Origin of the sequence: Zongyangia acetica (genome assembly GCF_038739695.1) — a bacterium.
GTDB classification, from domain to species: Bacteria; Bacillota; Clostridia; order Oscillospirales; family Ruminococcaceae; genus Zongyangia; species Zongyangia gallinarum.
In genome coordinates this window covers 15,978-36,809 of record NZ_JBBEWN010000014.1, presented here as the reverse complement: position 1 = coordinate 36,809, position 20,832 = coordinate 15,978, and the positions used below count along the sequence as shown (strand labels likewise).

The window sequence follows — 20,832 nt, the reverse complement described above, 5'->3', positions numbered from 1 at the left end:
ATGTCACGGCAATATGACTTGTATCTGAAAACCCATAGGGACAATGTGAAAAAAGGTTATGACTGGCTTGCCACAAATTTGCCTGAATGTGTCGACGATATTGCAACGTTCAATATTGATATTCATGACGCAAGTAAGGACGAAGCGGCAGAATACGATGCTTATGATAAATATTTTTATGGGAGCAAAAAGACTTCGGATATTATAGAAGCTTTCAACTATGCATGGCTTCATCACATTCATTTTAACCCACATCACTGGCAACATTGGGTGCTCATCAACGATGAACCCGATGAAGGAGAAACTGTTCTCGAAATGCCATATCATTATATTTTGGAAATGATTTGTGATTGGTGGTCTTTTAGTTGGAGTAAGGATGATCTCACAGAAATATTTTCTTGGTACGATTCCCACAAAAAATACATCAAGCTTCACAATAACACTCGTTCTATAGTTGAAGAAATTCTAGGATTGATTAAAGACAAATTGGAGGAGAACGATTATGCTAAAAATCACTGATTTTGAAGTTGTGGGTTGGGAGCACGCGATCCGTGGGATGCGGAATCCGATGAACTCTTGGAAGAAGAGCGATAGTGAGCGAAAATATGAAAACATCAGAGATAGCGAAGGATATTTGGTAATTGGACCTAACGACCTCGGCCTTATGAAACGTCTTCGCAACGCGGGAACGGATCATCGCAAGTTCATGCGGATGATTACGGTATATGTTGATATTACTGCGCCGCTGTATTGGTAGTTCTTTCTGCCAATGAAACACTTTTCCTGCTTATCGGCAGGGGTCGCATTAGCGGCTAACGGGGAACCACCCATTGGAATCCCGTGGGAAACGCTTTAAACATTTTCGCGAAAAATACATGCCTTTTTATGAAGAGAAAGAAGTAGCAGTAATGAGTCCTGGGGGAAGGTCCCAGCACCTGAGATGGTGTCATATAAGAAATAAGACCGAGCGACTCTCGGGCGGGAAACGAACCGTACAAGACTACACTTTCTCTTTTTTGAGTTTTTAAGAAAGGAGGTTTTAAACATGAATGAGATTTTATCCCATTATGGAATCAAAGGCATGAAATGGGAAGTGAGAAGATATCAGAACTCTGACGGGACATTGACTTCGGCTGGAAAAAAGCGATATTCAGATGAAGATATCATTATCGAAAAAGGCTCTGAAGTTCATCGTATAGTTCCTAGATCATGGTCAGAAAGAGAAAAACTATAACTTATATATCGCAAAATATTTTATATGCTTTAAAGCGAACCTGTAGAGGCTATCCCCTATGCCTTCTGGGCGGGGGAGTAGGGCTACTATTGATACGTAGCTGGGTTTTAGGAAACGAAGCCCATGAAAACCGAAATGGTGTCCTCACTATTTAATGGTGGGTAAAAGATAGTCCATTAATGGGAAAGAATTCGACACTTATAAGGTCGGCACGGTTGCTAATAGCTGCTCGACGATGCACAAGATCGCGGCGAAGAAGTTTACGTTGGAGGATTTCTCGTGTGAGCATTTGTTTGATGAGAATTCTTTACCTCCTTACGAAGAACGAGTTGATATTGAGCATTGTGAACCTTTGGCCGCAATCGATGTGAATGGGCAGTGGTGTTATTATACGCCAAAAACTTTCGTCAGAATGACGTGCAATGTCTTAAACCATTTTAGAGATCTTTACCTCAAAACCAAAGACAAGAAATACTGGTGGCAGATGATCCAGCTTCTCCCCTCTTCCTACAACCAGAAACGAACAGTCATGCTCAACTATGAGGTTCTGGCCAACATTCATAAGAGCCGGAGGAACCATAAGCTCGATGAGTGGCATACATTCTGTGACTGGATTGAAGAGCTTCCGTATAGCGAGTTGATCACCGGTTATGAGGAAAACGAAAAGTAGCTGCACGAAAAACGCATCTCCTATTGTGAAAGGAGGTAACGTTTATGAATTATTTTCTAGCAGTGAACGACAGGCAACTCGGCACTTGTTTGAGAATGCTGTTTGCTGAAGGAATTCAAGGAATTGTTCAAGTTGTGCTAAATGACAAGAACAAGATTGAATTTCATATCAGCATTGCAGCAGACGATGATTTGCTCGAGAGCCTGAAGGAACGCTATACGATTCTAATTTCGTAAGCTACTCGATTTCAAAGGTAAAGGGGCCTGACAAGCCCTTTTACTTTTATGCTTTTTGTGATAAAATATACTTGTAGATGAGGAGGCGGTGCCCGTGAAAGTTAAATCTAAAATGGTTTGTCCTGTTCGTCAGAAAGATGGAACATGGACAACTGTTATTAAAGAATTTGAAGAAGACATACCGGATCTCGGACGAGAAGAACTCATTTGCAATAAGTGTGGACGACCAGATTATCCAAAGTGTAAAGAAACAATTTGCAAAGCTTGGATGTATCATAAAGCAAAGAAAAGGGCTGAGGATTAAACCTCGGCTCTTATTTTTTGCGCTGAAAGGAGATAAAAATGAGTGATTACGGTGTAAAAGAAACCCAGTGTACACGCTGCGGACACAGAGAAGTATGCTCTCTGAAAACAGAATTTCTCGAAGCTCAGAAAGCAATCGATGAAGTATATGTGAGTCGTCCTTGCGAAGATGGTAAAAAAGTATCCATGATTCGCGTCCGCGATATAAAGCACATTGAACCAGTCGAACTTCGTTGCAAACACTACATACCCAACACAGGAGTGAATATCAGATGACAGATAACAAAAAGAGAGGCAGACCAAAAGCTATAAATCCGAGAAGTAAGCAGTATCGTATTCGTCTAACAGACGATGAATACGAAGCCTTAAAAACTATCGCCAAAAAGCATAATCTTTCTGTAAGCAAACTTATTCGCTCCAGAATAATTGAAGGTGAATATCAGATGACAATTAACGAATACCAGAAAGCCGCTTACCGTACTGCCAATCAATCCCTGACCGACTCTCAGCAGCTCCAAAACGGACTCATGGGTCTTAATGGAGAATCCGGAGAGTGTATTGATATTTTGAAGAAGCATCTCTTCCAGGGGCATGATCTCGATAAGTACCACATTACCAAAGAGCTTGGAGATGTGGCTTGGTATCTTGCGGTAAGCGCTCAGGCTCTCGGTTTTGATTTGGAAACGATTTTACAGATGAACGTAGAGAAGCTGAAAGCGCGTTATCCTCACGGATTTGACTCAGGACACAGCCAATATCGTTCTTCTGGTGATATTTAAGGAGGATATCATGTGGAGCAAAGAAACAATTAAAAACAAAATTTACGCCCTGGTGCTTATCGGCATCGGGGTTATTTCTATTTTACCGGAAAATGACGCCACTGCTTTTATATTCTTTTGCCTAATCGGAGTACCTTTGTTCTTCGCTAAGGAAAACTGGATTATGGACGGAGGAGGTTCCGATTATGTATATGAAGAAAGCCGGAGGAAAAGTGTACGGAGCGCATCTGACTGCCGCAGAAAAGAAAGCGATGGATATCGAAATCCGCAGGCAGCTCGCAGAGTACGATCGCAAGCACGCTAACGAACTTGACGCGATGATCTTATGGCATCTGCACGAGGAGTTCGGTTTTGGACCGAGGCGTTTAAAGCAGTTCTATGACACTTTTGCCGTAAGATTGAACGAGCTGATTAAACACTATGAGATGACTGATTCCGATATGGTTTGGCTGTGCACATATAAACTGAAACAATACGGAATCGACATTGAAGAATGGAACAAACAAAGGAGGGACTGATGGCTATCGCTAATCGTGAAAACAATCCTCGAAAGAATTCGGAGGGATATTCTGACCCAACGGCTTTCGAGGCTTTGCGGAACATCGATAAAGAAGACGAAAGATTTCACAGACTGCTACATACATTGTTTTATATCTGTGAGCTTGCTGATTTTGAAATCGAAGGCCGCATTATATTGATTGATAAACAGACTGGACGGATTTGGAGATGAGAAAAACGTCCGTACACTCTTTGAAAATCTGCGAAATTGTGGCCACTTTTATTTTTAAGAAAGTGGGCTTTGAGCAATTTTGGGGAAATTTTGGAGCTTGTACGGACGAAAAATCTCATTTTTGGCCAAAAAAAGTGGGCAAAAGCCCGGTTTTGCGAACCAAAAGTGGGCAGAAAAAATCGGGTGCATTTTCTGAAAACGGCACTTTTTTGGCGTTTTTTGGCCATTTTTGGCCGATTTGCGCAAATTGGGTGCCGGAAAATCACTAAAAAGCCCACTTGCCCACTTTTATTTCTTATTTAATTGCGATAAAAAGTTTTAATATTTAAATAAATAAGGCGAACAAAAGTGGGCATTTGACCACAAGCCGGAATTACATACCACAAACCAAGCAAAAAGTCAAGTGGTTTATAAATAAATTTCTTTCTTTATTTTGGCTTTTGTGCTATACTGTAAAAGCCACACAATCTAATAGTTTTCATGTTGCAAGGGGAAATTACTTTGGTAAAAAGTGTTTTCTCTCTTTACTCATGTGTCCTTTGCGACTTGATTGAGATTATGTGGCAACAATGAGGGATTCACTTTTTCGGTGCGTCTCTCATAAGGGGGCGCACTTTTTTATTGCCCTTATGAAAGGGGATAGGACAATGAGCGGAGAGAAGAAAACACCTAAAACCACAAGTAATATTGCAACCGGAATCGCTATGGCTGCGTCCATAGTGCCTCTTGTCAAACCTGCTATCGAAGCTGTTCGTGATTATGCAGATAAGACGATTGAGGAACGGAAAAAACTGGTCGTTGTGCCGAAGTTATATTCTTCGGAATATCGAACCACGTCGGAGCAAGCTATAGAAATACTGACAAGCCTTGGGCTAAAGGCGGTCCTCTCTCCGACTCTTATTGATGACGCCGACGAAAAATATAGAAACTGTGTCAACAATCAGGTGATTAAATCTGAGCCAAAAGCAAAACAGAAAGTTGAACCAGGGACTACTGTTCGCGTTTTGTATATCACGCAGGAAGTTATCGATGAAAGTCAGCGTCTGTTCATTGAGTCCGAAAAACGAAAAGCAGAACTATTGCTTGAGAAAAGTATAAGGCGTTCTGAGAGGAAAGAAAAAACAAAGCAAGTGGTATCGGGTGTTGCTGATACTGTTAAACGAGGAGTCGGAAAAATCCCATCGGTTCTTCATAAAAAGAACAACGACAAGGAGGAACATAATGAGTAAGAATGGTAAAAAGCGAGGCTTTGGCGGTTTGCTGTTGGATTTTATTTTGGTACTCTGTACTGGAGGATTGTGGCTCATTTGGATTTTGATACGCTATCTTCGAAATAACAGCTAAACGCTAAAACTGAATAATTGACGCGGCCAAGATGCTTAACGGTGTCTTGGCTTTTTTTATTGTCTATTTTTTTCCGCGCGAAAAATACATGCCCTTTTATGAAGAGAAGGATAGAATAGCTATTTTTAAAGATAGACATTCCCTTTTCCGTTTTGCAAAAAGCACTGAAAGGAGGCCCATTAACCATGCTTGAAAGTCAATTCCAAGCAAAGCTCATTAAAGAGCTTAAGAAAAGATTTCCTGGTTGCATCGTTATAAAAAGCGATTCGGGATATTTACAAGGCATTCCCGATCTGCTCATTCTCTACAACGATAAATGGGCTTCTTTGGAATGTAAACAAAGCGCTGGCGCAAAGAGACAACCGAATCAAGAGTATTATGTCGGGAAGATGGATGAGATGTCGTTCTCAAGATTCATCTGCCCGGAGAACAAGGAGGAAGTGCTGCATGATCTTCAACAATCATTCGAATCTTGAAGGGCAACACGCTTTTCTCAGTGCCAGCAAATATCATTGGATTAACTACAGCGAGGACAAGGTGGCGGAAGCATATTCCAAATTCCTCGCTACGCAAAAAGGAACCGTTCTTCACGAATTTGCGTGCCAGTGTATTCGTCTTGGGCAGAAATTGCCGAAGTCTCAAAAAACACTGAACATGTATGTCAATGACGCGATCGGTTTCAAAATGATACCAGAGCAAATTCTGTTTTATTCGGAAAATTGTTTTGGCACCGCCGACACTATCATGTTTCGAAACCGGTTCCTTCGTATTCATGATTTAAAGACCGGAGCTATTCCGGCGCACATGGAGCAGCTTAAAATATATGCTGCTCTTTTTTGTTTGGAGTACAAAATAAAACCTGCTGATATCGATATAGAGCTTCGTTTGTATCAAAACAATGAAATTCTGTACGATGAACCGACAGCCGAAGATATCGTTCCGATTATGGACAAAATCATCACTTTTGACAAGGTGATTCGAAAAATCAAAGAACAGGAGGGTTAAACCATGAATTCCTTTGTGGAGGAAATGCTGATGCACTATGGAATGCCGAGACGTTCCGGTCGTTATCCCTGGGGTTCTGGAGATAACCCTTACCAGCATAGCGGGGATTTTCTGTCGCGAGTGGAAGAGATGAAGAAATCCGGATTCACTTTCACAGATAAAGATGGGAAAACCTACACTGGTGAAGTAGCCATTGCCAAATCTATGGGCCTTAGCACAACGCAGTTCAGGACACAGATGAGCTTGGCGAAAGATGAAAGAAGATCCGCCGACGTTTCGACTGCTAAGGCGCTTCGGGAAAAAGGTTACAGTCTGAACGAAATCGCGGAGAAGATGGGATTCGCTAATGATTCTTCCGTTCGTTCTTTGCTCAACGAATCGTCCGAAGCCCGCATGAACCAGGCTAAAACCACGGCCGAATTCCTAAAAAAGCAGATTGCTGAAAAAGGAATGATAGATGTTGGAACCGGCGTTGAGCGGGAACTGGGCATCTCTAAAGAAAAGCTAAACCAGGCTCTTTATATTTTGGAGATGGAAGGTTATCCGATATATGGCGGCGGTGTTCCGCAGGTTACGAATCCTGGAAAGCAGACCAACATTAAAGTTATCTGCCCTCCCGGAACAGAACACAAAGAGATTTATAATTTTGAAAATGTTCATTCTGTGAGGGACTACATCTCTTATGACGAAGGCGAGTCTTTTAGAAAAGCGTTCGAATACCCCTCCAGTATGGATTCCAAGCGGCTCCAAATTCGTTACGCAGAAGATGGCGGGATTCAGAAAGATGGCGTTATCGAACTTCGAAGAGGCGTGGATGATCTTTCTCTTGGCGATGCACATTATGCGCAGGTTCGTATTCTTGTGGACGGAACGCACTATCTTAAAGGGATGGCCGTTTATTCCGATGACCTTCCCGATGGTGTTGACGTTGTGTTTAACACTAATAAAAAGAAGGGTACGCCGACACAAGATGTGCTGAAGAAAATAAAGGATGACCCGGATAATCCGTTTGGCTCGGCGATTAAGGAGCATGGCGGTCAGAGTTATTATGACGACCCAAATGGAAAGTACACTGACCCGGTGACAGGAAAGAAGCAGTCCCTTTCTCTTATCAATAAAAGAGCTGAAGAAGGCGATTGGGGCGAATGGGCCGATAAGCTTCCTTCGCAGTTTCTTTCTAAACAGCCAAAGTATTTGGTGGATAAGCAGCTTAATCTTGCGATAAGCGATAAGATGGCCGAGTTTGATGAGATTTGTTCTCTAACCAACCCCACTGTCAAGAAATCGCTGCTCAGTTCTTTTGCCGATAGCTGTGACTATGACGCTGTACATCTGCAAGCGGCCGCTCTACCCCGCCAGAAATATCAAGTTATTTTACCGATTACCTCAATGAAAGATAACGAGGTCTATGCGCCGAACTATAAGAATGGCGAAACCGTAGCTTTGGTTCGTTACCCGCATGGCGGAACCTTTGAAATCCCGATCCTCACCGTCAACAATAAACAGGCGGAAGCGCGAAGGGTTCTTGGTAATACTCCGAAAGATGCCATCGGTATTAACAGCAAGGTTGCGGAGCGCCTTTCTGGAGCCGACTTTGACGGTGATACTGTTATGGTCATTCCATGCAACTCAGGAAAAAGCAAGGTTAAGATTACTTCTACCCCGCAGCTAATCAAGGATTTCGATCCTAAGCTCGAATATGGCGGAAAGAAAGAAGGAACCTTTAAGCAAATGCGGGATACCCAGAAAGAGATGGGCGTTATCTCTAATCTGATTACGGATATGACCATCAAAGGTGCCACCAGAGAAGAGCTTGCAAGAGCAGTTCGGCATTCGATGGTAGTTATTGATGCTGAAAAACACAAGCTCGATTACAAGCAGAGTGAAATTGACAATGGTATTAGTTCCTTAAAGAAAAAATATCAAGGTACTGTGGAGGATGGACGTTATCATGAGGGTGCTTCTACCCTTATCTCCCGCGCAAAGTCGGAGGTATCGGTGGTCAAAAGACAAGGAAGCCCCAAGATTGATGAAAAAACCGGAGAACTTGTGTGGAAACCGGTTGATGACCCCGTTTATGTGGACAAAAGGACCGGTAGGACTAAGGTTAGAACACAACCCAGTACCAAGATGGCTGAAACAAAGGACGCCTACACACTTGTATCTGACGTGGATTCCCCAATTGAGAGGGCCTATGCGAACTATGCTAATAAAATGAAGGCCCTGGCAAATCAGGCGCGTCTGGAAATGTTATCTACAGGAAAGGTCCCATATTCTGCTTCTGCTAAAGAGACCTACCGGGCTGAGGTCGATTCGTTGACCGCCAAGCTTAATGTTGCATTAAAGAACGCCCCCAGGGAGAGGCAGGCCCAGACTATAGCTAATGCGGTAGTAGCCGCCAAGAAACAGGATAATCCAGGCATGACAAGCGGCGAAATCAAGAAAGCCAGTCAACAAGCTCTTACCCAGGCCCGGTCTATGGTGGGCGCAAAGAAAGAAACCATCAAAATAACAGACCGAGAATGGGAAGCAATCCAGGCTGGAGCTATCAGCGAGAACAGGCTGCGTCAAATCATAGACAATGCGGACATTGATGTGCTTAGGCAGCGTGCTACACCAAGAGCATCTACCACTTTGAGTACTGCCAAGATGCAGAAGATTACTTCCATGAATGCTTCTGGTTACAGCACATCTGAAATCGCTGAAGCTTTGGGAATCTCTACGAGCACTGTGTCGAACTATTTGAAATGAGAGGAGTGACCTAGTATGAATGGTTCTTGTGCTCTTACTACATTTGACAATCCTTTCGATCCGTTTGAACGGTTCTCCGATTGGTTCTTGTTCGATGTAGGAAAAGGTTACAATACTTGTTCTTATCTCGCTCGAATCGCAAAAACTTCTGAACAGTTTTCAGATGAAGAGAATGAACAAGAGATTGAACGAGCAATTGATGAGATCATTAAACATGATTTCATGAACATTTACAAGAAAGTAAAAAGGAATTCAGCAACGACTTGATTGGAGTATGGACAGATACCATCGCTCGTCTTGTCGTTTTTATTTTGCTGTTGATTCTTACTTTTTTGTGAAATAAGTTTTCGGCGATTTCTTCGCCATGTGATACGACTGTACTGCTGCTTCGTGGGTATAGGGGGGGGGTATCGAAAAAACTTCACCCCCTCCCACATCGCGGCGGTCTTAAAAAAATCCCCGGGGGTTATTTTTGGGGTTCGCTTTTAGGAAATGATGCAGTATTTGAGCGAGCTTACAGGGTTGGTGGCAGCTTTTCTTCATGTGCTCCTCCTTCTTCCTTTCATGTTTTTCTCCTTTCGGTGATTGATGGAAGCCAGCTCTGTAAGTTCTCTCAAATACTGTATCAAAACCTATGCGAAACAGGTACTTGCAAAACAAATAGTACATGGCAACAAACAGAGAGGAGGCAGTAAGGATGCCAAAAGGTAAAGCTGCAAGCTCTTCTGAGTCGTCAAGAAAGATGAGACCGGCTTTATCTCCGGAGGCTAGAGAAAATCAGTTAGTTTCTTTGGCTGTTGATCTTGCTGAAAAGCAGTTAAGAGAAGGAACTGCTTCTTCTCAGGTTATTACTCATTATCTGAAACTTGGTTCGACTAAGGAAAAGATAGAAAAAGAAATTCTTGAGAAGCAGAAAGAGCTTATCGAGGCTAAAACACAAAATCTTCAATCCGCAAAACGTGTCGAAGAACTCTACACCAATGCTCTTAACGCTATGCGTCATTATTCTGGTGCCGGGGGCGATGAAGATGAGTGTTAGAACTTATACGGAACTGATATCTCTTCCGACATTTGAGGAACGATTCCGTTATCTGAAGTTGGATGGGAAAATCGGCGAAGCTACTTTCGGTTTTCAAAGGTGGCTTAATCAAGAATTTTATCATTCCAGCGAATGGCTGAGTTTTAGAGATGACGTTATCATTCGAGATAATGGGTGCGATTTGGGAATTGCCGGCCATGAAATATTTGGACCGGTACTAATACACCACATCAATCCGATTACTTATGAGGATATCATAAATCGAAATCCTTGCGTCTTTGATTTGGAAAATGTGATATGCACGCAGCTAAAAACACATAACGCTATTCACTACGGAGACGAAAGTATCCTTATCTTAAAACCGGTTCAAAGGAGCCGCAATGATACTTGCCCTTGGCGAAAAAATTGAAAGGAGTACATTTTATGAGCACGATGTATGAAGATGTCGATATGGAAAACCCCGACGGAGTTTACGGAGATGGCAGCGATGTCTGCGACGGTCTTATTGGCGTAGTGGTTAATTGTCTGTCGCTGAATATCCGAGAAAAAGCTTCTGCCGATTCAAATGTAATCGCGGAAGCAAAGGCTCTTGACGAACTGAAAATCGACATGGCAAATTCCAATGATGATTGGTATGCGGTCTGTACAGTTGCCGGTATCGAAGGCTTTTGCATGAAGAAATTCATTGCCGTTAGAGAGTGAGGTAATTCGATATGGACAGCATACTGACATCGATTAAAAAACTGCTCGGAATTACAGAAGAATACGAGCACTTTGACCAGGATATCATCATGCATATCAATTCGGTATTTTCTGTTCTTACTCAACTTGGTGTCGGTCCTGCTGAGGGATTCCGTATCGAAGATGACGGCGCCGAATGGTCCGAATTTCTGCAAGATGATTTCCGTCTTGAGTTTGTTAAAACTTACATTTACCTAAAGGTTCGGTTGGCTTTTGATCCTCCGCTTAGTTCAGCAGTTATCGAGTCTATCAACAGACAGATAAGAGAGCTTGAGTGGAGGATCAATGTTTCTGTCGACCCGAAACCAGCAGAGAAAGGAGAAAATCAAAATGGATAATGCTTCGCTTTTTCATCATGGTATCAAAGGAATGAAATGGGGCGTTCGACGTTACCAAAACAAAGATGGCTCTTTGACCCTGGCTGGAAAGATACGAGCCAAAAGACTTCAAAACGCTATTGACGCTAATGATAGAGACGTAGCGGATTTGAAAAAGTACGGATATACTGCCGAAGCCAAAGCGGTCAAAGCCGTCGGCGATAGAAACCGGCAAAAACTTGCTGAATTGTACGAAAGAGGAAAAAGTATTAACGACATGAGTGATGCTGAGCTTCGTACACGTTTGAATCGTCTTCAAATGGAAAAGCAGTATAGCCAGTTAACTAATTCCGACATCAATAAAGGAAAAGAGTTTATTTCCGAAGCTATGAAAGTAGCTACTGGCGTTGCTACGGCAACTACTACAGCTATCACCATCTACAATAATGCGGGAAAGATTAGAAAGATTGTTGAAGAGATGGCGAAGAAGAAGTAAGGAGAACTCACCATGGCATTATCAAACACTGCCGTCCCCAAATATTACGGCATGTTTCGTGATGCTGTTCTTCGAGGGGAAATCCCGGTAAACAAAGAAATCTCCATGGAGATGAATCGCATTGACGACCTTATTGCCAATCCCGGCGTTTACTATGACGACCAGGCGGTTGAAGGATGGATCGCCTATTGCGAAGCGGAACTGACTCTTACTGATGGGTCCGATCTTTCTTTGCTGGACACATTCAAGCTGTGGGGCGAACAGATTTTTGGATGGTATTACTTTGTCGAACGAAGCGTATACCAACCAAATCCAGACGGTCACGGCGGACATTACATTCGGAAGAACGTCAAGAAGCGTCTTATCAATAAACAGTATCTTATCGTGGCCAGAGGCGCTGCAAAATCAATGTACGCTTCTACGCTACAGGGATACTTTCTCAACGTTGACACTTCCACCACACACCAAATTACCACGGCGCCGACCATGAAGCAGGCGGAAGAAGTTATGTCTCCTTTGCGTACTGCGATAACGCGTTCTCGCGGACCGTTGTTCCAGTTTCTGACGGAAGGTTCTTTACAGAACACAACTGGCTCAAAAGCAAATCGCACCAAATTGGCGTCAACCAAAAAAGGTGTGGAGAATTTTCTTACCGGTTCTCTTCTTGAAGTTCGACCGATGAGCATCGCCAAGCTCCAGGGTTTGCAGATTAAGGTAGCAACGGTTGATGAATGGCTTTCCGGCGACATTCGAGAGGATGTTATCGGTGCGATTGAACAGGGCGCTTCAAAAGTAAACGACTACATTATTGTAGCAATCAGTTCCGAAGGTACAGTCCGTAACGGAAGCGGCGATACTATCAAAATGGAGTTGATGGACATCCTCAAAGGAGATTACATCAATCCGCATGTATCCATATGGTGGTACAAACTCGATTCGATTGACGAAGTTGGAGATCCGGAAATGTGGCTTAAGGCCAATCCGAATCTTGGTAAAACTGTGAGTTACGAAACTTACCAATTGGATGTGGAAAGAGCTGAGAAAGCCCCCGCCGCACGAAACGATATTCTCGCGAAGCGTTTTGGGTTGCCCATGGAGGGATATACCTACTACTTTACTTATGAAGAAACGCTTCCTCACCGAAAGAGAGACTATTGGCAGATGCCATGTTCTCTTGGTGCAGATTTATCGCAGGGCGATGACTTCTGCGCTTTTACGTTTTTGTTCCCATTGTCAAATGGCTCTTTTGGCATCAAGACACGAAATTACATAACTTCTATGACATTGATGAAACTGCCCGCAGCTATGAGGATCAAATACGATCAGTTCATGGCCGAAGGCAGTTTAATTGTTTTAGAGGGCGCTGTGCTCGATATGATGGACGTTTACGAAGACCTCGACAATCATATTTCAGAGTGCGGCTATGATGTTCGCTGTCTTGGCTTTGACCCGTATAACGCCAAAGAATTTGTCGCCAGATGGGAACAGGAAAATGGTCCGTTTGGCATTGAAAAAGTTATTCAGGGCGCCAAAACGGAATCGGTTCCTCTTGGGGAATTAAAGAAGCTTTCCGAAGAAAGGATGCTTCTCTTCGATGAGGAACTCATGACTTTTGCTATGGGTAACTGCATTACCCTTGAAGATACCAACGGAAATCGAAAATTGCTCAAGAAACGATACGAGCAAAAGATTGACGCTGTTGCCGCGATGATGGATGCATATATCGCATACAAGCTCAATCGTGATGCGTTCGACTAAAAAGGAGGTGATGATTCAAATGGGAATGTCTTTTGGATCCAGACTGAAACATGCTTGGAACGCATTTACGGGAACTGATTATACAACCTATCAGGATGTTGGACCTGGCTATTCGTCCAGACCCGACCGTATCCGCCTTACCAGAGGCAACGAGCGGTCCATTATCACTTCTGTGTATAACCGGATTGCTTTGGATGTTGCGGCGTTAAATGTGCAGCATATTCGTCTGGACGAAAATGGACGCTTCTTATCCGTTATTCAGGATGGTTTGAACACCTGCCTTACTGTAGAAGCAAATATCGACCAAACCGCCAGAGCCTTTATTCAGGACATTGTCGTATCTATGCTTGATGAAGGCTGCGTGGCGATTGTGCCCGTTGATACAACTTACAATCCTTCTGTTACCGGTTCGTATGACATTCAAACCATGCGAGTCGGTAAAATTTTAGATTGGTATCCACAGCATGTTAGGGTCCGCCTCTATAACGAGCGGACCGGGACAAAAGAAAACATACTGGTGCCAAAGAGTACAGTAGCGATTGTTGAAAATCCTCTGTACGCAGTTGTGAATGAGCCTAACTCTACCATGCAGCGGCTTATTCGAAAACTTAACCTACTTGACGTCATCGATGAACAGAGCGGTTCTGGAAAATTAGATTTAATTATCCAGTTGCCCTATGTCATCAAGACGGAAGCAAGGCGCCAACAGGCCGAAAACAGGCGAAAAGATATTGAAGCTCAGTTGTCCGGTACTAAATACGGTATTGCTTATGCCGACGGTACCGAGCGAATTACGCAGTTGAATCGTTCCGTCAACAACAACCTTATGTCGCAGATTGAATATTTAACGAGTATGCTATACAGCCAGTTAGGTATCACTCAAAGCATATTGGACGGTACGGCGGACGAGAAAACGATGCTGAACTACAATAACCGAACGATTGAGCCTATTATTTCAGCCATTGTTGACGAAATGAAACGAAAGTTTCTAACAAAAACCGCCCGATCACAATCCCAGTCGATTTCGTTCTTTAGAGACCCGTTTAAACTCGTTCCTGTCAACGATATCGCTGAAATTGCTGATAAGTTCACTCGAAACGAAATTATGACATCGAATGAAATTCGGCAGGTTATCGGCATGAAGCCTTCGGATGACCCGAGAGCGGACGAGCTTAGGAACAAAAACCTCAGCGCCCCGAGCGAGTCAGAGCCGGAAATCAATCCGCCTGTCGAAGACGAAAATGTTGAAACAGAGTAGTTTCGAGAGTAGGGTCTCTAAAACAAAAACGAAATAAGGAGGAAATTCAAAATGGAAAGAGCATTTCAGCCTGAAGCCTGCGATTTCAGCGGATGGGCAACCAGAAACGACCTTAAATGCTCTGACGGAAGAGTGATTCGTAGAGACGCGTTCAAACATGATGATGGAATCAAAGTCCCTCTCGTATGGAATCATCAGCACAATGACCCACGCAATGTGCTTGGTCATGCATGGCTGGAAAATCGTCCGGAAGGTGTTTATACCTACGGCTTTTTCAACGATTCCGAATCCGGCGAGATCGGAAAGATTCTTGTAAAACATGGGGACATTTGTGCGTTGTCTATCTATGCCAATCAGCTTCAGCAGAGAGGGTGCGACGTTCTTCATGGAGAGATTCGTGAAGTAAGCCTGGTCCATGCCGGCGCAAATCCTGGCGCTTTTATCGATTCTATGCTCAAGCACGGCGAAGACTCGGATGATGAAGCGATCATCTATACGGGTATGCCGCTCTATTTGTCGCATTCCGATGCTGATAAGCAGGAAGACAAGGCAGACGACGGTGAAAAGAAGGGAACTTCCGAAAAGAAGGATGATCCTGATAAGAAGACCGATTCCGATGAGGAGAAAACTGTCGCCGATGTAATCAACAGCATGACCGAAGAGCAGAAAAACGTTATGTACGCTATGATCGGTCAGGCTATGGACGACCAGGGGGAATCTGACCCCGAGTCTGAAGACAATAACGATGACGATTCTAAAGGAGGAACTAATACTATGAAACATAACGTGTTTGATAAGGATGACCGTCAGAAAGAGAATGTTCTCGTTCATTCCGATGGGTCTGAGGTATCCAGCGAAGAGATTTCCACGATCTTTGGCGATATCAAGCGCTACGGCAGCCTAAAGGATAGTGTGCTTGCCCATGGCATTGACAATGTGGACTATCTGTTCCCTGACGCCCAGACTTTGGCTAACACCCCCGAATTTATTCAGCGTGATACCGGATGGGTGAAGAAGGTTATGAGCGGTGTGCACCACACCCCGTTTTCCCGCATTAAGTCCATCTTTGCCGATATCACCGAGGACGACGCCCGCGCAAAGGGGTATTTCAAGGGCAAGCTGAAGAAGGAAGAGGTCTTTGGTCTTCTGAAGCGCACCACTACTCCGACTACCGTTTACAAGAAGCAGAAGATGGATCGCGACGATGTTGTCGACATCACCGATTTCGACGTTGTGGCGTGGCTGAAGTCTGAAATGCGCATGATGCTGGACGAGGAGCTGGCCCGCGCTTATCTGATTGGCGACGGCCGTCTTGCTTCCAGCGATGATAAGATCAATGAGCAGAACATTCGTCCCATTCTCAAGGACGAGGAGCTGTATACCATTCAGGCTACCGTCAGCGTCCAGTCTTCCGCTACTGAGGACGACAAGGCCCGCGAGTTTATTCGCACCGCTATCAAGGCCCGCAAGAACTATAAGGGTTCTGGTCAGCCTACTCTGTATACCACTGAAGACATTCTTACCGACTGCCTGCTTCTGACCGATACCACCGGTCGCGATCTCTACACTGATGTCGCTCAGCTTGCAAAGAAGCTCCGCGTTAAGGAGATTGTGACCGTTCCGGTTATGGAGGGTGTAAACGGCAAGAACGGCGGCGCTCTGATGGGCATTATCGTTAATCTGGCGGATTACAATGTCGGCGCGGATCGCGGCGGCGCTGTGAACATGTTCGACGATTTCGATATCGACTACAACCAGCAGAAGTATCTGATTGAGACCCGCTGCTCCGGCGCCCTTATCAAGCCTTATTCCGCTATCGCTCTTGAACTGAGCACCGCCGGTTAAAATCAACAACATAAAAATAGCAAGGAGGACTAATCAATGAATAACATAACTGTTGTTTACGCTGACGCTGAAGAGAAATATGTGAAAAACGTTATTCTCTATGGTAAGACGGCTGATAATTACCTGTACACGGACAGCAAGTGTTCGGAAGCGAATAGAGTTGATAAAGATACCCTTCTCAATCTGTGCAAGAAGGGCGTAATTATCAACTATAACAGCACGTATTACATGCCGCTGTTTTTCAAGGAAGAGTCTGGCGGCAGCGTATCCGTAACCTTTGCGACTGCTGTTTCCGCGTCTGCTTCTGCGGCGACTACTCTGTATTCCAAGGAGTATTCCGCTGACTAAAGGGGTGAAAATTCAAAATGGCGAAGTTTTATGGACCAATCGGCTATGCTGTTACTGAAGAAACGACCCCAGGCGTATGGGAGCCCCATATCTCCGAGCGCATGTATTTCGGCGAACTTGTCAGAAATACTAGCAGACTTCAGACAGCCGACAAACTCAACGACAACATCAACGTTTCGAATGAGATTAGTATTTTGGCCGATCCATTTGCTCGCGAGAATTTTCACTTGATGAAGTACGTTGGGTTTATGGGTGCTAAATGGAAGATAGAAAGTGTCGAAGTTCAGTACCCTAGACTAATACTGACTATAGGAGGGGTATATAATGGCGAATAGACTAGATCTACAGGCTTTGCTGGAAGATCTTCTGGGAAGCCGAAATGTGTATTACCAACCTCCCGAGTCAGTCAAGATGAATTACCCCGCCATCGTTTACGCTCTCGAAGATATCGAGAACACGTTTGCAGATGACGGGGTATATTTGTCTAACCGCAAATATCTGGTGACGGTTATCGATAAGAATCCGGACAGTTCTTTTATCGACATAGTGGCGAAATTGCCTACTTGCCGGTTTGTGCGGCATTACAAAAGCGATAACCTGAACCATTACGTTTTTACACTTTACTTTTAACAAGGAGGAACGAACCTATGAGTAAACTTGTTTGGGATAAAACCGGTGAACGTTTGTACGAAACCGGCGTAGACCATGGCGTTCTCTACCCTATTCAGGCCGGCGGTCTTTACAATAAGGGTGTTGCCTGGAATGGTCTTACCGCTGTTACCGAAAGCCCCTCCGGTGCGGAGGCGTCTCCTATTTACGCAGATAACATCAAGTATCTGAACCTGATGTCTGCTGAGGAGTTCGGCGCGACGATTGAGGCTTATACTTATCCTGATGAATTCGCTGAGTGCGACGGCTCTGCTGAAATTGCAACCGGCGTGACAATCGGCCAGCAGGCCAGAAAGGTGTTTGGTCTCAGCTATCGTACTGTCATCGGTAACGATGTTGACAGCAACGACCACGGCTATAAGCTGCATCTGATTTACGGCGCTCTGGCTGCACCTTCCGAAAAGGGGTATACGACCATCAACGACAGCCCCGAAGCCATCACCCTCTCTTGGGAAGTCAGCACGACTCCCGTCAACGTAACAGGCTTTAAGCCTACCGCCTGCGTGATTATCGACTCTACCAAGGTGGATGCGGAGAAGCTGAAAGCGCTGGAAGAGATCCTGTATGGCAAAGATCCTACAGGTCCCGAAACAGAAGACGGCGTAGATCCCCGTCTGCCTCTGCCGGATGAGATCATCACTCTGATGACCCCCGCCGGTTAAGCATAAGAAACAAAAGATTTAAGAATAGGTACAAGGCCGTATTCAGGTAAGCTGGCGGCTTTGTATTTTTTTTTATTTGAAAGGAGAAATTTCGCATGATTAAAAAGACAATCACTTATACCGACTATAACGGCCTTGAGCGCACTGAAGATTTCTGGTTTAACATCACGGAAGCCGAAGCTCTTGAGATGGAGATGAGTACGACCGGCGGTTTCGGCGATATGATTCGCCGAGTTGTTGCGGCTCAGGATATGCCGATCATTATAAAGGTGTTTAAAGACTTTATCTTTAAGGCGTATGGTGAGAAGAGTCCCGATGGTAAGCGATTCATCAAGTCTGAGGAGCTTTCCACCGCATTCTCCCAGACCGAGGCATACTCTCAGTTGTACATGGAACTTGCCACCGATGCAACCAAAGCGGCCGAGTTTGTAAATGGCGTGATTCCGAATAAGAAACCCGCAGCAAGCCAGCATCCGGCAATCGCTCCTGTCAACAATTGAGTTAATTTGACAACTATGGAGGACTGAAGAATGCTTCGAATTACAATACCTGCCGAGGAATTCTGGGATGAAGTCAATGAAGAATTCATCTACACGAAAGAGCAGACTTTGCAGTTGGAGCATTCTCTGGTCTCTCTTTCAAAATGGGAATCCAAATGGTGTAAAGCGTTTCTTGGCAAACAAGACAAAACAGAAGAAGAAATTCTGGACTATGTCAAATGCATGACGCTTACCCAGAATGTGAATCCCGAGGTATACAAAAGGCTCACTGCCGCAAATTACGACGCGATTAACGCTTATATCGAAGCGCCGATGACAGCGACTTTCTTCTCAGAAGATTCACTGCCAAAAAACAGCCGGGAAATTGTTACGGCTGAGCTCATTTATTACTGGATGATCGCTTTCAACATACCAGTGGAGTTTCAAAAATGGCACCTCAATAAACTTCTCACGCTTATCAGGGTGTGCAATGTAAAGAACAACCCGCCCAAGCGAAGAAGCAAGCGCGAAATCATGAAACGAAATGCGGCTTTGAATGCTGCTCGTAGGAGCCGTCTCAATACGAGGGGGTGAGATTACGAAACGAATAAAAAAACGAGGCTATAAGAAATGGCTCGAAACCTACACCAAGAGGGCAGTCGCCATTATTCTTGCTGTTTCGCTGATCGATTTGCAGTTGTCGTATGTACTGGCTTTTATGGGACAAGTACAGATTGCAGAATCGCTTTCCAGCACGATAGCGAGTACCGTTGTCGGGGTTATGCTCGGCTATTTCTTAAAAGCGTTGTTTGAAACTTTTTTTGAAAAAAGAGAAGAGCGTTTAAGAAGTAAGGAAGGTATTCACGAAGACAGTGTGGATATCGAGGAGGTTTGAAAATGCCTATTTATTTTATGACAACGGCTCTTTTGATTGTGTCCCTGGTAACAAACCTTACCGTTGAGGGAATCAAGAAGCTTTTGAACGAGACTACCATTAAGTATTCGTCTAACGTTCTTGCTGCTGTGGTGGCCGTTCTGATGTCGTGCGCTGTATGCGTTATTTATCTCATCATGAATGATGTTGCTTTTACGCTAAAAGTCGGTGTCGAAGTTTGTATTCTTATGTATCTGAGCTTCCTTACCTCTACCGTAGGGTATGACAAGGTTATTCAGATGATTCAGCAAATCCGAGACACAAAGGAGGATACAACTCATGAGTAACAGTCCATTGGTGTCCTATACCAAATTAAGTCCCAATCATTCTGGGCAGAGAACCCATGCAATTGACCGTATTACGCCCCACTGTGTTGTCGGGCAGTGCTCAGTCGAAACACTGGGCAATATTTTTGCTCCGACCTCCCGGCAGGCATCCTGCCAGTACGGTATTGGCGTAGACGGAAGAGTCGGTATGTATGTGGAAGAGAAAAACCGTTCCTGGTGTTCTTCTTCAAACGAAAACGACCAGCGTGCCGTAACAATCGAATGCGCGAGCGATACCACCCATCCTTATGCATTTAAGGATGTTGTCTATAACAAGCTCATTGAGCTTTGCGTGGATATTTGCAAACGCAACGGTAAAAAGAAGCTCCTGTGGCTTGGTGATAAGACAAAGACGCTTAATTACAATCCTGCCGCTGACGAAATGGTTCTAACTGTCCATCGTTGGTTCGCAAACAAGAGCTGTCCTGGCGATTGGATGTATTCCCGCATGGGCGATTTGGCTTCCAAGGTTACTGCAAAATTGGGAGGAAGTTCGGCCAGCAATCCTGGAACTGCCGGCGGTAATGTTTTATACCGCGTCCAGACAGGAGCATTCAGTAACAAGGCAAACGCGGACGCTATGTTGTCCAAAGTGAAGGCGGCTGGCTTCGATACTTACATGGTCAAAGTCGACAATCTTTATAAGATTCAGGTAGGAGCCTACAGCAACAAGGCAAACGCGGACGCTATGGCCGCCAAGCTGAAAGCTGCGGGCTTCGATACTTATATCACTACTAAGAGCGGAACGGCTGTTTCTTCCACTGCTAAAAAGAGCGTTGATGAGCTTGCCAGAGAAGTGATTCAGGGTTTGTGGGGAAACGGGCAGGATCGTAAGAACCGTTTGCAGGCAGCCGGCTACGATTACAACGCTGTCCAGAAAAGAGTAAACGAACTTCTGTAAAAGGATG

The 20,832-nt window shown here is 44.4% G+C and carries 33 protein-coding genes and 1 pseudogene; all 34 read left to right on the top strand.

The window, feature by feature from the left end; translation table 11 throughout:
* The 34 genes and pseudogenes from WGC32_RS12305 to WGC32_RS12140 all read left to right on the top strand — a co-directional run bounded on the left by WGC32_RS12305 (nucleotide 1) and on the right by WGC32_RS12140 (nucleotide 20,825).
* Nucleotides 1–519 (top strand): DUF5662 family protein, encoded by a 519-nt coding sequence (locus WGC32_RS12305; protein ID WP_342682307.1) that lies wholly within the window; start codon nucleotides 1–3, stop codon nucleotides 517–519.
* On the top strand, nucleotides 503–757 hold the full coding sequence (locus WGC32_RS12300; RefSeq protein WP_342682305.1) for a hypothetical protein: 255 nt from the start codon (nucleotides 503–505) through the stop codon (nucleotides 755–757). The genes WGC32_RS12305 and WGC32_RS12300 overlap by 17 nt, the downstream gene beginning before the upstream one ends.
* Nucleotides 758–1,045: 288 nt before the next feature.
* Nucleotides 1,046–1,234: a DUF7211 domain-containing protein gene (locus WGC32_RS12295; protein ID WP_342682303.1), complete on the top strand. Its 189-nt coding sequence runs from the start codon at nucleotides 1,046–1,048 to the stop codon at nucleotides 1,232–1,234.
* A 184-nt stretch (nucleotides 1,235–1,418) separates the two neighbouring features.
* Nucleotides 1,419–1,904, top strand: a pseudogene (locus tag WGC32_RS15140) (hypothetical protein); the annotation flags it as partial.
* A 44-nt stretch (nucleotides 1,905–1,948) separates the two neighbouring features.
* Nucleotides 1,949–2,140 (top strand): hypothetical protein, encoded by a 192-nt coding sequence (locus WGC32_RS12285; RefSeq protein WP_342682298.1) that lies wholly within the window; start codon nucleotides 1,949–1,951, stop codon nucleotides 2,138–2,140.
* 94 nt (nucleotides 2,141–2,234) lie between these two features.
* A complete protein-coding gene (locus WGC32_RS12280; RefSeq protein WP_342682297.1) occupies nucleotides 2,235–2,444 on the top strand; it encodes a hypothetical protein in 210 nt (69 codons plus the stop codon).
* Nucleotides 2,445–2,482: 38 nt separating this feature from the next.
* Complete coding sequence (locus WGC32_RS12275; RefSeq protein WP_256192116.1) at nucleotides 2,483–2,719, top strand: hypothetical protein; 237 nt, start codon at nucleotides 2,483–2,485, stop codon at nucleotides 2,717–2,719.
* Entirely contained in the window at nucleotides 2,716–3,222 is a 507-nt protein-coding gene (locus WGC32_RS12270; RefSeq protein WP_342682296.1) for a DUF6290 family protein, read from the top strand. Before WGC32_RS12275 ends, WGC32_RS12270 begins: the two co-directional genes overlap by 4 nt.
* Nucleotides 3,223–3,407: 185 nt before the next feature.
* The gene (locus WGC32_RS12265; protein ID WP_342682295.1) at nucleotides 3,408–3,740 is read left to right on the top strand and encodes a hypothetical protein; all 333 of its coding nucleotides are present in this window, start codon (nucleotides 3,408–3,410) and stop codon (nucleotides 3,738–3,740) included.
* The gene (locus tag WGC32_RS12260; RefSeq protein WP_342682294.1) at nucleotides 3,740–3,952 is read left to right on the top strand and encodes a hypothetical protein; all 213 of its coding nucleotides are present in this window, start codon (nucleotides 3,740–3,742) and stop codon (nucleotides 3,950–3,952) included. The genes WGC32_RS12265 and WGC32_RS12260 overlap by 1 nt, the downstream gene beginning before the upstream one ends.
* Nucleotides 3,949–4,221 carry a hypothetical protein gene (locus WGC32_RS12255; RefSeq protein ID WP_342682293.1) on the top strand — a complete coding sequence of 91 codons (273 nt, stop codon included), beginning with the start codon at nucleotides 3,949–3,951 and terminating at the stop codon, nucleotides 4,219–4,221. The genes WGC32_RS12260 and WGC32_RS12255 overlap by 4 nt, the downstream gene beginning before the upstream one ends.
* A gap of 378 nt (nucleotides 4,222–4,599) precedes the next feature.
* Nucleotides 4,600–5,181 (top strand): PASTA domain-containing protein, encoded by a 582-nt coding sequence (locus tag WGC32_RS12250; protein ID WP_342682292.1) that lies wholly within the window; start codon nucleotides 4,600–4,602, stop codon nucleotides 5,179–5,181.
* A complete protein-coding gene (locus tag WGC32_RS12245) occupies nucleotides 5,174–5,296 on the top strand; it encodes a hypothetical protein (RefSeq protein WP_256192123.1) in 123 nt (40 codons plus the stop codon). The genes WGC32_RS12250 and WGC32_RS12245 overlap by 8 nt, the downstream gene beginning before the upstream one ends.
* A gap of 185 nt (nucleotides 5,297–5,481) precedes the next feature.
* Nucleotides 5,482–5,772 carry a hypothetical protein gene (locus tag WGC32_RS12240; RefSeq protein WP_342682290.1) on the top strand — a complete coding sequence of 97 codons (291 nt, stop codon included), beginning with the start codon at nucleotides 5,482–5,484 and terminating at the stop codon, nucleotides 5,770–5,772.
* Entirely contained in the window at nucleotides 5,744–6,301 is a 558-nt protein-coding gene (locus WGC32_RS12235) for a DUF2800 domain-containing protein (protein WP_342682288.1), read from the top strand. Before WGC32_RS12240 ends, WGC32_RS12235 begins: the two co-directional genes overlap by 29 nt.
* A gap of 3 nt (nucleotides 6,302–6,304) precedes the next feature.
* Nucleotides 6,305–9,052, top strand: coding sequence for a helix-turn-helix domain-containing protein (locus tag WGC32_RS12230; protein ID WP_342682286.1), 2,748 nt, complete (start codon nucleotides 6,305–6,307; stop codon nucleotides 9,050–9,052).
* 15 nt (nucleotides 9,053–9,067) lie between these two features.
* Nucleotides 9,068–9,319 (top strand): hypothetical protein, encoded by a 252-nt coding sequence (locus tag WGC32_RS12225; protein ID WP_177565820.1) that lies wholly within the window; start codon nucleotides 9,068–9,070, stop codon nucleotides 9,317–9,319.
* 430 nt (nucleotides 9,320–9,749) lie between these two features.
* Nucleotides 9,750–10,091, top strand: a complete 342-nt coding sequence (locus tag WGC32_RS12220; protein ID WP_087300736.1) for a hypothetical protein — start codon at nucleotides 9,750–9,752, stop codon at nucleotides 10,089–10,091.
* A complete protein-coding gene (locus WGC32_RS12215; RefSeq protein ID WP_177565816.1) occupies nucleotides 10,081–10,500 on the top strand; it encodes a hypothetical protein in 420 nt (139 codons plus the stop codon). Before WGC32_RS12220 ends, WGC32_RS12215 begins: the two co-directional genes overlap by 11 nt.
* A gap of 14 nt (nucleotides 10,501–10,514) precedes the next feature.
* Nucleotides 10,515–10,793: an SH3 domain-containing protein gene (locus WGC32_RS12210; protein WP_342682279.1), complete on the top strand. Its 279-nt coding sequence runs from the start codon at nucleotides 10,515–10,517 to the stop codon at nucleotides 10,791–10,793.
* Between the two features lie 11 nt (nucleotides 10,794–10,804).
* Nucleotides 10,805–11,170, top strand: coding sequence for a phage head-tail connector protein (locus WGC32_RS12205; protein WP_342682277.1), 366 nt, complete (start codon nucleotides 10,805–10,807; stop codon nucleotides 11,168–11,170).
* The gene (locus WGC32_RS12200) at nucleotides 11,163–11,645 is read left to right on the top strand and encodes a DUF7211 domain-containing protein (RefSeq protein ID WP_342682275.1); all 483 of its coding nucleotides are present in this window, start codon (nucleotides 11,163–11,165) and stop codon (nucleotides 11,643–11,645) included. The genes WGC32_RS12205 and WGC32_RS12200 overlap by 8 nt, the downstream gene beginning before the upstream one ends.
* Before the next feature lie 12 nt (nucleotides 11,646–11,657).
* Nucleotides 11,658–13,403, top strand: a complete 1,746-nt coding sequence (locus WGC32_RS12195) for a terminase TerL endonuclease subunit (RefSeq protein ID WP_342682273.1) — start codon at nucleotides 11,658–11,660, stop codon at nucleotides 13,401–13,403.
* A gap of 10 nt (nucleotides 13,404–13,413) precedes the next feature.
* Nucleotides 13,414–14,661 carry a phage portal protein gene (locus WGC32_RS12190; RefSeq protein ID WP_342682271.1) on the top strand — a complete coding sequence of 416 codons (1,248 nt, stop codon included), beginning with the start codon at nucleotides 13,414–13,416 and terminating at the stop codon, nucleotides 14,659–14,661.
* A gap of 51 nt (nucleotides 14,662–14,712) precedes the next feature.
* A complete protein-coding gene (locus tag WGC32_RS12185; RefSeq protein WP_342682269.1) occupies nucleotides 14,713–16,506 on the top strand; it encodes an HK97 family phage prohead protease in 1,794 nt (597 codons plus the stop codon).
* A 36-nt stretch (nucleotides 16,507–16,542) separates the two neighbouring features.
* The gene (locus WGC32_RS12180; RefSeq protein ID WP_342682267.1) at nucleotides 16,543–16,854 is read left to right on the top strand and encodes a hypothetical protein; all 312 of its coding nucleotides are present in this window, start codon (nucleotides 16,543–16,545) and stop codon (nucleotides 16,852–16,854) included.
* 17 nt (nucleotides 16,855–16,871) lie between these two features.
* A complete protein-coding gene (locus tag WGC32_RS12175) occupies nucleotides 16,872–17,189 on the top strand; it encodes a DUF7253 family protein (protein WP_342682265.1) in 318 nt (105 codons plus the stop codon).
* On the top strand, nucleotides 17,179–17,484 hold the full coding sequence (locus tag WGC32_RS12170) for a hypothetical protein (RefSeq protein ID WP_256192130.1): 306 nt from the start codon (nucleotides 17,179–17,181) through the stop codon (nucleotides 17,482–17,484). The genes WGC32_RS12175 and WGC32_RS12170 overlap by 11 nt, the downstream gene beginning before the upstream one ends.
* Before the next feature lie 17 nt (nucleotides 17,485–17,501).
* Complete coding sequence (locus tag WGC32_RS12165; protein ID WP_342682263.1) at nucleotides 17,502–18,185, top strand: hypothetical protein; 684 nt, start codon at nucleotides 17,502–17,504, stop codon at nucleotides 18,183–18,185.
* Nucleotides 18,186–18,280: 95 nt separating this feature from the next.
* The gene (locus WGC32_RS12160) at nucleotides 18,281–18,685 is read left to right on the top strand and encodes a hypothetical protein (protein ID WP_342682261.1); all 405 of its coding nucleotides are present in this window, start codon (nucleotides 18,281–18,283) and stop codon (nucleotides 18,683–18,685) included.
* A gap of 30 nt (nucleotides 18,686–18,715) precedes the next feature.
* Nucleotides 18,716–19,258: a hypothetical protein gene (locus tag WGC32_RS12155; protein WP_176833377.1), complete on the top strand. Its 543-nt coding sequence runs from the start codon at nucleotides 18,716–18,718 to the stop codon at nucleotides 19,256–19,258.
* On the top strand, nucleotides 19,221–19,559 hold the full coding sequence (locus WGC32_RS12150) for a hypothetical protein (RefSeq protein ID WP_342682259.1): 339 nt from the start codon (nucleotides 19,221–19,223) through the stop codon (nucleotides 19,557–19,559). Before WGC32_RS12155 ends, WGC32_RS12150 begins: the two co-directional genes overlap by 38 nt.
* A gap of 2 nt (nucleotides 19,560–19,561) precedes the next feature.
* Nucleotides 19,562–19,885 carry a hypothetical protein gene (locus WGC32_RS12145; protein WP_256192133.1) on the top strand — a complete coding sequence of 108 codons (324 nt, stop codon included), beginning with the start codon at nucleotides 19,562–19,564 and terminating at the stop codon, nucleotides 19,883–19,885.
* A complete protein-coding gene (locus WGC32_RS12140; RefSeq protein ID WP_256192134.1) occupies nucleotides 19,878–20,825 on the top strand; it encodes an SPOR domain-containing protein in 948 nt (315 codons plus the stop codon). The genes WGC32_RS12145 and WGC32_RS12140 overlap by 8 nt, the downstream gene beginning before the upstream one ends.
* The last annotated feature ends 7 nt before the right edge of the window (nucleotides 20,826–20,832 follow it).

What these genes read in the sequence shown, in the direction of transcription:
- WGC32_RS12165 (WP_342682263.1), top strand. Translation starts at nt 17,502, where the DNA reads ATGAGTAAACTTGTTTGGGATAAAACCGGTGAACGTTTGTACGAAACC.
- WGC32_RS12305 (WP_342682307.1), top strand. Translation starts at nt 1, where the DNA reads ATGTCACGGCAATATGACTTGTATCTGAAAACCCATAGGGACAATGTG.
- WGC32_RS12250 (WP_342682292.1), top strand. Translation starts at nt 4,600, where the DNA reads ATGAGCGGAGAGAAGAAAACACCTAAAACCACAAGTAATATTGCAACC.
- WGC32_RS12230 (WP_342682286.1), top strand. Translation starts at nt 6,305, where the DNA reads ATGAATTCCTTTGTGGAGGAAATGCTGATGCACTATGGAATGCCGAGA.
- WGC32_RS12225 (WP_177565820.1), top strand. Translation starts at nt 9,068, where the DNA reads ATGAATGGTTCTTGTGCTCTTACTACATTTGACAATCCTTTCGATCCG.
- WGC32_RS12150 (WP_342682259.1), top strand. Translation starts at nt 19,221, where the DNA reads ATGCTGCTCGTAGGAGCCGTCTCAATACGAGGGGGTGAGATTACGAAA.
- WGC32_RS12200 (WP_342682275.1), top strand. Translation starts at nt 11,163, where the DNA reads ATGGATAATGCTTCGCTTTTTCATCATGGTATCAAAGGAATGAAATGG.
- WGC32_RS12235 (WP_342682288.1), top strand. Translation starts at nt 5,744, where the DNA reads ATGATCTTCAACAATCATTCGAATCTTGAAGGGCAACACGCTTTTCTC.
- WGC32_RS12145 (WP_256192133.1), top strand. Translation starts at nt 19,562, where the DNA reads ATGCCTATTTATTTTATGACAACGGCTCTTTTGATTGTGTCCCTGGTA.
- WGC32_RS12275 (WP_256192116.1), top strand. Translation starts at nt 2,483, where the DNA reads ATGAGTGATTACGGTGTAAAAGAAACCCAGTGTACACGCTGCGGACAC.
- WGC32_RS12140 (WP_256192134.1), top strand. Translation starts at nt 19,878, where the DNA reads ATGAGTAACAGTCCATTGGTGTCCTATACCAAATTAAGTCCCAATCAT.
- WGC32_RS12170 (WP_256192130.1), top strand. Translation starts at nt 17,179, where the DNA reads ATGGCGAATAGACTAGATCTACAGGCTTTGCTGGAAGATCTTCTGGGA.
- WGC32_RS12220 (WP_087300736.1), top strand. Translation starts at nt 9,750, where the DNA reads ATGCCAAAAGGTAAAGCTGCAAGCTCTTCTGAGTCGTCAAGAAAGATG.
- WGC32_RS12265 (WP_342682295.1), top strand. Translation starts at nt 3,408, where the DNA reads ATGTATATGAAGAAAGCCGGAGGAAAAGTGTACGGAGCGCATCTGACT.
- WGC32_RS12205 (WP_342682277.1), top strand. Translation starts at nt 10,805, where the DNA reads ATGGACAGCATACTGACATCGATTAAAAAACTGCTCGGAATTACAGAA.
- WGC32_RS12270 (WP_342682296.1), top strand. Translation starts at nt 2,716, where the DNA reads ATGACAGATAACAAAAAGAGAGGCAGACCAAAAGCTATAAATCCGAGA.
- WGC32_RS12285 (WP_342682298.1), top strand. Translation starts at nt 1,949, where the DNA reads ATGAATTATTTTCTAGCAGTGAACGACAGGCAACTCGGCACTTGTTTG.
- WGC32_RS12260 (WP_342682294.1), top strand. Translation starts at nt 3,740, where the DNA reads ATGGCTATCGCTAATCGTGAAAACAATCCTCGAAAGAATTCGGAGGGA.
- WGC32_RS12295 (WP_342682303.1), top strand. Translation starts at nt 1,046, where the DNA reads ATGAATGAGATTTTATCCCATTATGGAATCAAAGGCATGAAATGGGAA.
- WGC32_RS12175 (WP_342682265.1), top strand. Translation starts at nt 16,872, where the DNA reads ATGGCGAAGTTTTATGGACCAATCGGCTATGCTGTTACTGAAGAAACG.
- WGC32_RS12245 (WP_256192123.1), top strand. Translation starts at nt 5,174, where the DNA reads ATGAGTAAGAATGGTAAAAAGCGAGGCTTTGGCGGTTTGCTGTTGGAT.
- WGC32_RS12195 (WP_342682273.1), top strand. Translation starts at nt 11,658, where the DNA reads ATGGCATTATCAAACACTGCCGTCCCCAAATATTACGGCATGTTTCGT.
- WGC32_RS12255 (WP_342682293.1), top strand. Translation starts at nt 3,949, where the DNA reads ATGAGAAAAACGTCCGTACACTCTTTGAAAATCTGCGAAATTGTGGCC.
- WGC32_RS12210 (WP_342682279.1), top strand. Translation starts at nt 10,515, where the DNA reads ATGAGCACGATGTATGAAGATGTCGATATGGAAAACCCCGACGGAGTT.
- WGC32_RS12155 (WP_176833377.1), top strand. Translation starts at nt 18,716, where the DNA reads ATGCTTCGAATTACAATACCTGCCGAGGAATTCTGGGATGAAGTCAAT.
- WGC32_RS12185 (WP_342682269.1), top strand. Translation starts at nt 14,713, where the DNA reads ATGGAAAGAGCATTTCAGCCTGAAGCCTGCGATTTCAGCGGATGGGCA.
- WGC32_RS12180 (WP_342682267.1), top strand. Translation starts at nt 16,543, where the DNA reads ATGAATAACATAACTGTTGTTTACGCTGACGCTGAAGAGAAATATGTG.
- WGC32_RS12160 (WP_342682261.1), top strand. Translation starts at nt 18,281, where the DNA reads ATGATTAAAAAGACAATCACTTATACCGACTATAACGGCCTTGAGCGC.
- WGC32_RS12190 (WP_342682271.1), top strand. Translation starts at nt 13,414, where the DNA reads ATGATTCAAATGGGAATGTCTTTTGGATCCAGACTGAAACATGCTTGG.
- WGC32_RS12300 (WP_342682305.1), top strand. Translation starts at nt 503, where the DNA reads ATGCTAAAAATCACTGATTTTGAAGTTGTGGGTTGGGAGCACGCGATC.
- WGC32_RS12240 (WP_342682290.1), top strand. Translation starts at nt 5,482, where the DNA reads ATGCTTGAAAGTCAATTCCAAGCAAAGCTCATTAAAGAGCTTAAGAAA.
- WGC32_RS12215 (WP_177565816.1), top strand. Translation starts at nt 10,081, where the DNA reads ATGAGTGTTAGAACTTATACGGAACTGATATCTCTTCCGACATTTGAG.